Origin of the sequence: Micromonospora matsumotoense (assembly GCF_050951065.1) — a bacterium.
GTDB lineage: Bacteria > Actinomycetota > Actinomycetes > Mycobacteriales > Micromonosporaceae > Micromonospora > Micromonospora matsumotoensis.
The window spans coordinates 3,018,662-3,029,589 of sequence record NZ_CP192025.1 but is presented as its reverse complement, the minus strand read 5'-3'; the positions used below and the strand labels follow the sequence as shown (position 1 = coordinate 3,029,589).

The 10,928-nt window shown below is 72.6% G+C and carries 2 protein-coding genes; both read right to left on the bottom strand.

Features of this window, described 5'->3' with window-relative positions:
- A complete protein-coding gene (locus ACQP1S_RS13350) occupies positions 1-9,699 on the bottom strand; it encodes an amino acid adenylation domain-containing protein (RefSeq protein ID WP_432906726.1) in 9,699 nt (3,232 codons plus the stop codon).
- Positions 9,696-10,856 (bottom strand): aromatic ring-hydroxylating oxygenase subunit alpha, encoded by a 1,161-nt coding sequence (locus ACQP1S_RS13345; RefSeq protein ID WP_218108220.1) that lies wholly within the window; start codon positions 10,854-10,856, stop codon positions 9,696-9,698. The genes ACQP1S_RS13350 and ACQP1S_RS13345 overlap by 4 nt, the downstream gene beginning before the upstream one ends.
- Between the last annotated feature and the right edge of the window lie 72 nt (positions 10,857-10,928).

Here is a 10,928-nt window from a genome sequence, read left to right as displayed (position 1 = left end):
TCAGTGCTCGTAGTGACGGTCGAACAACGGGTGGCCGACTGCCTCATCACCTGCTGCGGGTACGGAAACCTCCGGCTCCGGTCGACGCCGCACGGCGGCGGACCCGGGGACCCGGGGCGCGCTCAGCTCCCGGCGCTCGAAGGGGTAGGTGGGGATGGTGGTGGTGCGGTGTCCCTTCCCGTGGTGCACCCCGGCCCAGTCGAGGTCGCCGTGGCCGTGGTTGTAGAACGACGTGATGGCCGTGTGGAGCTGGGTCTGGTCGTCGTGGTCCCGTCGTAGCGTCGGTAGCCAGGTCAGATCGGTGTCGGTGAGGGTCGCCCGGGCCAGACCGGTCAACACGGGATGCGCGCCGATCTCCCAGAAGACTCGTCCGCCGGCGGTGTGCACCGCCTCGATCGCCTGGGCGAAGCGGACCGGCCGGCGAATCCCCGACCCCCACAACCGGCCGTCGGCCACGGACCGGGCGTCATGCCAGCCGCCGGTCACCGTGGAGGCGAACCCGACCCGTGGCGGCGACACCACCGCCTGCCCGAACGCCTGGGCGAACGGGTCCACCGCCCCGGCCATCGCCGCCGAGTGGAACGCATGGCTGACCGTCAACCGCTGCGTCCGCAACCCCGACCCGGCACCGAACGCCTCCACCGCCTCGGCCGGGCCGGAGATCGTCACACTGCGCGGGGCGTTGAACGCCGCGATCTCCACCCCCGGGAAGGACGGCAACACCGCCTCCACCGATCCGGCGTCGGCGAACACCACCGCCATCGCCCCATCCGAGGGTTGCGCCTGCATCAACCCACCCCGCACCACCGCCAACCGCAACACCTCCGGCAACGACAACACCCCCGCCGCCCACCCCGCGGTCAACTCGCCCACGCTGTGACCCACCACCAGACCCGGCCGCACCCCCCACGACTCCAACAACCGCACCAACCCCACCTGCACCGACACGATCCCCACCTGCGCGAACCGCGTCTGCACCAGCTCGCCACCCCGCCCTCCGAACACCACCTCCCACAACGGCACATCCCCACCCGACGCCACCAGCTCAGCGCACTCATCAAACGCATCCCGAAACACCGGCTCCGTCGCGTACAACCCCGCACCCATCCCCGCATACTGCGAACCCTGACCCGAAAACAGGAACACCGACACCGGCGGCTCATTCGACAACCGACCCACCGGCCGATCCCCACCCGCCACCGCACTCAAACCATTGACCAACCCCGACCCGTCAGCACCCTGCACCGCCACCCGAAAACGATGCGACGCCCGACCCACATTCGCCGTGAACCCCACATCACCCACCACAGACGAATCCACACCCGACAACATGCGCGCATACCCGCCCGCCAACCGACGCACCCCCTCCTCACTGGCCGCAGACACCTTCACCACATACGACCCCTGCGGCAAGGGCTCCCGGACCGCCGGGGCCGGTGCCTCCTCCACAATCACGTGCGCGTTCACCCCACCCATCCCGAACGCCGACACCGCCGCCCGACGCGGAACACCCTCCACCCGAGGCCACGACACCAGCTGATCCGCCACAAAGAACGGAGTGTCCTCAAACCGGATGTGATCATTCGGCCGCACCACATGCAACGTCGGAGGCACCACCCCGTGCTCCAACGACAACAACACCTTCACCAACCCCGCCAACCCCGCCGCCGGCTCCAAATGACCAATATTCGACTTCAACGAACCAATCGCACAGAACTGCGTCCGCGACGTAAACCCCCGCCACGCCCGCGTCAAACCCTCCACCTCAATCGGATCACCCAACGACGTCCCCGTCCCATGCGCCTCCACCATCCCGATCCGATCCACACCCACCCCCGCATCCCGCAACGCCGCCACAATCACCTCCCGCTGCGCCGCACTACTCGGCACCGTCAACCCACTCGTCCGACCACCGTGATTCACCGCCGAACCCCGAATCACCCCCCGCACCCGATCCCCATCCCGCACCGCATCCACCAACCGCTTCACCACCACCGTCACCACACCCTCACCCGGCACAAACCCATCCGCCCCCGCATCAAACGCCCGCGACGCACCCGACGGAGAGAACGAACGCAGGCGGGAGCCGAGCTGGAAGTACTGCGGAGACATGGCCAGGTGGACTCCGGCCACGATGGCCTGGTCGCACTCGCCATTGCGGATGCTGCGCACGGCGGTGTGCAGAGCCACCAACGACGACGAACACAACGTGTCGATCGTCATGCTCGGCCCCGACAGATCCAGGAAATAACTCACCCGGTTGGCCAGGATCGCGTTGTGGTTGCCCAGCCCGGCGGCGGTCTGCACCACGTCGCCGACGACCATGTCCCGGTAGTGCTGGTAGCTGGCACCGACGAACACCCCGGTCGACCGGTCGCCCGTACGGCCCGACAGGCCGGCGTCCTCCAGCGCGCGCCAGGCGGACTGGATGAGGTGGCGCTGCTGCGGGTCGATCCACTGGGCCTCGGCCGGTGAGATCCGGAAGAACGGCGCGTCGAAGTCGGTCAGTTCGTCGACGAAGCCCGCCCGGCGCAGGTAGACGGTGCCGGGCTCGGCCGCGTCGGAGTAGTAGTCGTCGATGTCCCAGCGGGACTTCGGGACCTCGCGGAGGCAGTCCTCGCCCTGGGTGAGCACCTCCCACAGCTCGTCGATGTTGCTGGCGTGGGGAAAGACGCCATCGATCCCCACGATGGCGATGTCGTGCCGGTCGGAGGCTGCCGAGGTCGCCACAGCGACCGGCGTCACCGCAGCCGAAGCCGGGGCAGCCGGGGTCAGGGCCGCCGGAGCCGACGTCACCGGCATGCCGACCGGGGGCAGGTCGGTCGCCGGCACGCCGACCGCCGGCACCGCGGCCGGAGAACCGCCGCCCGGGGAGCCGCCGAGCGGCACGGGTGGCACCGGGCCGGGTGCCGGCGCGGCACCGGGTACGGCGGTGACGCCGTACGTGTCGCGCAGTTCCCGGGCGAGGTTCTCCACCGTCCCCACCTCGAGCAGCAGGGTGACCGGGATGTCCACGCCGAGCCGGCTACGGATGTCCTGGGCCAGCGAGACCGCCAGCATCGAGTCGAGCCCCTGCGCCTCCAACGGGCGGTCCAGTTCGAGGGTCTCGACGTCGGTCTCCAGGCCCTCGGCGATCCACCGGGCCAGCGCCCGACCGAGGTCGCCGGCACCGGCGGCCCCGTTTGCCGGGAAGGAGGCAGCGGCCCCGTTGACCGGGAAGGGGGCAGCGGCGGCGGTGCCGGGTCCGGACGCGGCCGGGACCCGACCGTTGCCGTCGGCACCGTGGACCGGGACGGAGCCGGGGGTGGCGACGCCGGGGGTGCCACGGTGCGTGGGAGCACCGGGCGGGGTGGTGCCGTCGAACCGGGCCCGGTCGTGCGCGCCCGCCGGGGTGGACGGGGTGGACGGCGGGGCCGGGGAGATCCGACGCCAGGTGATGCCCTGGGCGGTGAGCACCGGGCGGTCGCCGTCGAGCACCACCAGGCTGGCGGTGAGCAGCCCGGCATCGGGAGCGCTGCCCCGGTCCCGGCGGGCGTGCACGCGCACCTCGCCGGTGAGCCGGCCCCGCACGGTCAGCCGGGAGACGGTGAACGGCACGTAGAGGCCCTGCGCCCCGCAGGCGGCGAGGGCCACCTGGAAGGCACCGTCGAGCAGCCGGGCGTCCACCGGACCGGCGTCGGGTCCGGCGTCGACCCGCAGGGTGCCGGTCGCCGCACCGTCCGCTATCGACAGTTGGCGTACGCAGCGGAAGCTCGGGCCGTACCGCAGGCCGTTGCGGTCGAAGTCGCGGTACATGCCGTCGAGGTCGACCGGGGTGAGCCCGACGGGGTCGGCGGGCGGGGTGAGCGTCGGATCGGCCGGTTCGGGGTCGGTCACCTCCAGGTCGCAGACCACGGCGGCGGTGTCGTCACGGAAGGTGACCCGGGTGCCGTGCCGTTCGGCGGTGAGCGTCGCCGGCGGCCGTACGGTGGCCCGGAAGGTGAGGTCCCGCAGGGTGAAGGCGTCCCGTCCGAGCAGCTCGGCGACCTTGCCGGGGTAGCCGGCGCCGGGCAGCGTCGGGTCGCCCAGCACCACGTGTTCCAGGGCCTCCGGGTGCTCGCGCCACGAACCGGGTGGCGTGGTCGCCGCAGCACCGCCCGCCGGGAGCTGTCCCGCCGTCGACGCGGGCGCCAACCACAGGTGCTTCTCCTCGTGCGGGGCGGTGGGAAAGCGCACCGGGGCGCGTTCCTCGGCCACCAGGCCGTCGCCGGCCACGAAGCGGCGGGCCGTCGTGTCGAGGGCGTCGCGTCCGGGCGCGTCGCCCAGTAGGGGCAGGGTCCGCCCCGACGGGGTGGGGGCGACCCCGGTGTAGAGGTTGCGGGTGCCCTCGGCGCGGGCGAGGAACAGCATCAGCTTGTCGTCGAGCTGTTCGATGGTGTCCACCACGCAGGCGAGCCGGTAGGTCGCCGCCGGGCGCTGCCGGCTGGCCACGCAGATCCAGGCCAGCGGCGGGCAGTACGGCGACCGGAGCAGGTGCACGAGCCGGCCGGCGAGGGTACGTAGCCCCTCCTCGGAGCCCGCCGAGAGGGTGAGCAGGCCGGGACCGGTCCGGGCGGGCACCCGGGTCGGCGACGGGGCCGCCGCGAGGACGGCGTGCGCGTTCACCCCGCCGAAGCCGAAGCTGCTGACCCCGGCGACCCGGGGCCCGACCCACGGTACGAGCCGGTCCGGGACGAACAGCGGCGAGTTCTCGAAGCGGAACGCCCGGTTGGGGAAGGTGAGGTGGGCCGAGGGCGGAATCCGGTCCGCCTGGAGCGCGAGAATCGTCTTGATCAGGCCGGCGATCCCGGCCGCCGGTTCGAGGTGGCCGATGTTCGTCTTCACCGAGCCGACCGCCACCGTGCCCCGCCGCGCCTCGCCCAGGGCGGCCTGCAACGCCTCCAGCTCGATCAGGTCACCGAGCTGGGTGCCGGTGCCGTGCGCCTCGATGTAGCCGACCCCGTCCGCCTCGACGCCGGCCCGCCGCAGGGCGCTGCGGATCACCGCCTGCTGGGCGGTGCTGCTCGGCGCGGTCAGGAAGCCGGCGGCACCGGTGTGGTTCACCGCGGACCCGCGGACCACCGCGAGGATCGGGTCGCCGTCGCGTTCGGCGTCGGCGAGCCGCTTCAGGACGATGACCCCACAGCCCTCGCCCCGGACGTACCCGTCGGCGTCGTCGTCGAAGGTGCGGCACACCCCGGTCGGGGAGAGCATGCCGTTGCGCAGGAAGGACCGGGTCTTGGTGGGGGTCAGCACCAGGTTGGCCGCGCCGACGACGGCCGCGTCCACCTCCCCGGCGCGCAGGTGCATGGCCGCCTCGTGCAGGGCGACCAGTGAGGAGGAGCAGGCCGTGTCGACGGCGAAGCTCGGCCCCGACCAGTTGAAGGCGTGGGAGAGCCGGTTGGCCACCATCGACACCGCCGTGCCGGTGGCCACGTGCGGGTCGCTGGCCCCGATGCTGCCCGCCACCAACTCGGGGAAGTCGCTGGCGATCGTGCCGATGAAGACGCCGGTGGCGGTGCCGAGGGAGGCGGCGGTGTGGCCGCAGCTCTCCAGGGCCTCGTCGGTGACGCTCAGCAGCAGGCGCTGCAACGGGTCCAGCCGTCGGGCCTCCCGGTCGGTGAGCTGGAACCGGGCGGCGTCGAAGTGCTCGACCCGGTCGACCCAGCCGGTCGGGACCTCGTCGGCGGCGGACCAGAGGTGACCCCAGCCACGGTGTCCGGTCGGCGCGTCTCCGACGCTGGAAACCCCGTCGGCGAGGTTGGCCCAGAACTCGTCGGGGGTGGCGGCACCGGGGAACCGGCAGGCCAGGCCGATGATGGCGAGCGCCTCCCCGACGGTGTCGGGTGCCGGGGTCCCGGACGGGCTCGCCGGGGCGCGGTGGCGGGGCGGCTCCGGCCGTACGGTGTCGGGTTGTCCGGCCGGGTCGCCGGTGGCGGCCTGCGGTCCGCCGGTCGCACCGGCCGCGACGGGGTGCGCCGGGTCCGATGCGGCGTCGACCGTACGGTCGGCAGTCGCCTCGGTGGTGGCCGCACCGGCCGCGACGACCGCCTCGGCGGCAGCGACGACGGCCTGCTCGGGGGTCGCCCCGGCGGTGGTGCCGGCCCGGGAGCGTTCGGGCGTGGCGGGCGCGGGTTGGAGCAGTTCGGCGAGCCGCTCGGGGGTGCCGGTGGCGAAGATGGCCGGTGGGCTCACCGCGACGCCGAACTCCTCGGTGAGCGCCAGCGCCGCGCGGGTCACGTTGGCCGAGTCACCACCGAGGTCGAAGAAGTTGTCGGTGACCAGGAACTCGTCGTGGCCGAGCACGGCGGCGAAGACCCGCGCGATGCGGTGCTCCGGCGCGACGGTCGGCTCCGGGACGACGGCGGGCTCCGGCGTGACGGTCGGTTCCGGGGTGGGGCCGGTGGCCGTCGGGGTCGCGGCGGGTGCGACGGAGGGGACGCCGGTGCGGATGATGGTGTGCCGGTCCGGCAGCGGCAGCCGGCCACGGGCGATCTTGCCGTTGTCGGTCAACGGCATCGCGTCGAGCCGTACGTAGGCGTCCGGCACCATGTACTCGGGCAGCCGCCGGCCGACGAAAGTGTCCAGCTCCGCCTTGACCAGGGTGCGCTCGCCGACGAGGTACGCGGTCAGCCGCGGTTCGCCCCGGCCCTCGAAGGCGACGGCGACGACGGCGGCGGCGGTGACGCCGGGGCACTCCGCCAGGACGCGTTCGATCTCGGCCGGTTCGATCCGGTTGCCCCGGACCTTGACCTGCGAGTCCGCCCGGCCCAACCACTCGATCGCGCCGTCGGCGTGCCGCCGTACGGTGTCCCCGGTGCGGTAGAGCCGCTGGCCGCTGACCGGATGGGTGAGGAACACCTCGGCGGTGCGGTCCGGGCGGTTGACGTAGCCCCGGGCCAGGCCGACGCCGGACAGGTACAGCTCGCCGGTGTCGGCGGGGTTCAGGTCGGTGTCGAGCACGTGCAGGGTGAGGTTGGGCAGCGGTTCACCCAGGGGCAGGAACGCGCCGACCGACTCGACCCGGTGGGCGGACGCCCAGATCGTCGCCTCGGTGGGGCCGTAGAGGTTCCACAGGGCACCGGCGGTGCCGTGCAGTTGCTGGGCGGTCGCCGGCACCAGGGCCTCGCCGCCGGACAGGACGGTGAGCTGCGGCCTCGGCGTCCAGCCGGTCTCCAGCAGCAGCCGCCACATGCTCGGGGTGGCCTGGGCGACGGTGACCTCGCCGATGAGGTCGGCCAGCCGGTGCGGGTCGCGGGCCACCGCCCGGGACGCCAGGGTCACGGTCGCGCCGACGGTCAGCGGCAGCAGCAGTTCCAGCAGGGAGATGTCGAACGCGACGGTGGTGTGCGCGAGGACGATGTCGGTCTCGGACGAGCCGAGCCGTTCGCCGATGCCGGTCAGGAAGTTCGCCAGGGCGGCGTGCCCGATCTCCACCCCCTTCGGTTCGCCGGTCGACCCGCTGGTGAACAGCACGTACGCGAGGTCGGCACCGGTGACCGTCGGCGGCACGGCCAGCGCGGACCCGTCCGGGCCGGGGATCGGCAGCACCGGACCGACCGACTCGCCGAACGCGAGGCTGTGTTCGTCGGCCAGGATCAGCTCGCACTCGGCGACCTGCACGTACCGGCGCAGCCGCTCCACCGGGTAGTTCGGGTCGAGCGGCAGGAACGCCGCCCCGACCCGCAGGATGCCGAGCATCGCCGGGACCAGGTCGGGGCCGCGCTCGGTGAGCAGGCCGACGACGGACCCGGCACCGATCCCCTGGTCATAGAGGCGGGCGGCGATGGCGTCGGCCCAGGAGTCCAGGGCCGCGTAGTCGATCCGCCGGGCCCCGCTGCGGACCGCGACGGCGTCCGGCCGGGCGGTCATGGTCGCCGCGACCAGATCCAGCACGGTGGGTACGGAGGCTGCCGGCTCGGCCGCCTGGTCCGGGTGGGACGCGACGTCGGTCGAGCCGGCGGCGTCGGACCCGTCGCGTCGGGCGGCCCCGGACCCGTCGAGCGGCGTCGCACCGGCCGGTGCCGCCGCTGCCCCGTCCGCGGGGGCGGCCTCGTCGGCAGCGGTGGGCGTCGACGCGGCAGCCGGCGCGGGCATGGGCGCGGCGGTGCCGAGGAGCATGGCACCGAGGGCGAGGTCCTCGACCCGCTCGGCGAACTCCAGCGCCTCGTCGGCGGACATGGCGGTTTCCCGGACGAACACCGTGGGCGGGCCGTCGTGCAGGCAGAGCAGGGCGATCTCGGTGTCCGGCTCGGTGGCCGCCTCGTCGTCGGGGTGCCGCTGGAGGACGGCGATCCGGGTGAAGGTCGGCCCGTCGGAGCCGACCGGGCGGTACGCCAGACCGAGGCGTACCTCAAGGTCGGTGGCGTACGCGTGCCGGGCGGTCGCCTCGTCGAGCCGGGCGGACAGTTCGTCGGCGGCGGCGGCGTCGAAGCGGACCGGGACGCGCGCGACGGCGAGCCCGCAGGTCGCCTCGGCCAGCGCGGGCGCCGACGAGGTCGACCAGGCGAAGTCGAAGCTCGGGGCCTCCATCCGCTCGGCGAGCACGGCGAGGAAGGCGCGGATCACGGCGACCGTCTCGGCCCGGGACCGGGGCAGGTAGGCCAGCTCGTACCGGCCGTAGTGCGCGGACGCGGCGGAGAAGTCCTCGGCGGGCAACGGCGCCGGTCGCAGGTCGGCCAGGCGGGCCTTCCACCAGGACTCGTGCCGACGCAGCGGACCCTGCGCGTCGGCGATCGCCGCCAACCGCTCGGGTGGCGCGGCCGGCAGCGGCCGGCCCGGGGTGATGCCCAGCCGCTGGGCCACCGCCCGGCCGCTGAGCGCACTGCCGTCGGTCGCCGTGAAGTCACTCAGCAGCAGGTCGCCGTCGGGAGTGGAGAGGGTCAGCGCGGAGTCGGTCACGGCCGTCGCGACGGTCACCGACGGCGGGTCCTCGCGGGGGATGCGCCGGACCTGGCGGGTGAACACCGCACCCTGGGCGGTGATCAGCGCCGGCACCCCGAGCGGGTTGGGGAACGTACCGTAGTCGAGGGCCTTGGCGATGCGTTCGGCCTCGGTGGCGGAGGTGCCGGCGTGGATGAGACCACCGGCGGCGATCCGGTCCCGCTGGTGATAGAAGCGGCGCTCGCGGTCGCCGGTGTCGACCGGCTCGGGCAGCGAGCGCCGCAGCAGGTGCCCGACGAGGTCGGCGAAGAGCGCGATGCCCACCTCGGCGGTCTCGTAGGTCAGGGAGAGCGCGGTGGAATGCGTCCGGACCGGGAACCACCGCTCCAGCAACACGGGGCCGGCGTCCACCGCCTCGGTCATCCGGTGCCAGGTCGCGGCGTGCCGGCTCGCACCCTCGTAGAGCGCCCAGGCGGCGACGTTGCTGCCGGAGTAGCGGGGCAGCGGGCCGTCGTGGAAGTTGACCGCGGCCACCTTCGGCAGCGCCAGCACCGGGCCGGGCAGGATCCGGAAGTTGACGATGCTGAACAGGTAGTCGACCTCGGTGGCGGTGAGCGCGGCGGCGAGGTCGGCGTGCGGGTCCAGCACCGGGACGTCGTGCGCGTTCGCCCAGGCGGCGGCGACCGGTTCGTCGGTGAAGACGCCCTCGACGCGGATCCCGGCCTCGACGAGCTGGTCGGCGCAGCGGGCCAGGACCCGGGTGCCGCCGATGAGGAAGCAGTTGACCACGGCCGTCATCCCTCGGTGTCGACGGGGTCGGCCGTCTCGCGCGCCACCCAGGCGTCGATCTGGGAGACGACCTCCTCGTCCAGGGAGAGCTGCCCGGGCGACCAGAGCGGGTTGGACAGGCCGCGGTGGGTCCGCTCGCACATCTCCCAGTCCTCATAGTTGGCCTTGTCCCAGAGCGCGAAGACGGCCTCGTGCGAGAAGTCGCTGCGGGCCGTCTCCGAGGGGTGGAACAGCCAGAAGTGCCGCACGTAGCAGGTGCTCGGGCTCTCCGGCCAGACCCACTGCATCATCACGTAGTCGGCGGTGAAGCCGAAGAGCAGGTTCGGCAGGATGGTGATCCAGTTGATCTTCTTGAGGTCGGCGTCCGGGACCAGCGGCATGGGTGTCCGGTCGCTGCGTCCGGTCATCGAGACCGAGTTGTACTTGTCCCGGATGACCTGCCACGCGCCGACGATGTCGCCCTTGAGCTCGTACGTTCCCGCGTCGTCGAAGTCGGTGATCCGGTGCAGGTCCTTGTGGGCCGTCGGGAAGTGCAGGCTCTCGTTGACGTTGTGCGCCACCAGCTTCCAGTTCGAGGCGACCGGGTAGTCCTTGGCCTGCATGCACTTCAGGTCGGCCAGCTCGTAGACCCGGGCGAACTCACCGAACTCACCGAGGGAGGCGTCGAGGTCCGGCGCGTCGTCGGAGAAGGTGACGAAGACGACCCCGAACCGGATCTCGGTACGGACCGGCAGCAGGCCGTTCTTCTCCTTGTCGAAGAAGTGGTCGAAGTACGTGCCGTTGAAGCTCTTGAGCTTGCCGTTGCGGTCGTAGACCCAGCAGTGGTAGATGCAGACGATGCTCTGCCGCTTGCCGGTGGCCTCCTCCACCAACCGGTACCCCCGGTGGCGGCAGTAGTTGTGGTACGCCTGGATGCCGTTGTCGCCGTTGATGATCAGGATCGAGCCGGTGCCGATGGTCAGCGTCGCGTAGGAGCCCTTCTCGGTGAACCGGGAGACGTGGTCCACCGGCAACCAGCGGCGACGGTAGATCCGTTCCAGCTCCCGCTGGTGCTGCTCCTCGCCGGTGTAGAACGCGTGGGACCGGCCACGGCCGCCGGTGTCGTAGTAGGGCCGCTGGTCGTCCTGTTGGCCGATGAGATCGAACATGCTGGACGCGCGCGTCATCTGCCTGCCTCCTCCAGAGATCAAGTGCAACGAACGAACGGCGGAGGACCGGGACGTCCTCCACCGTCGTGC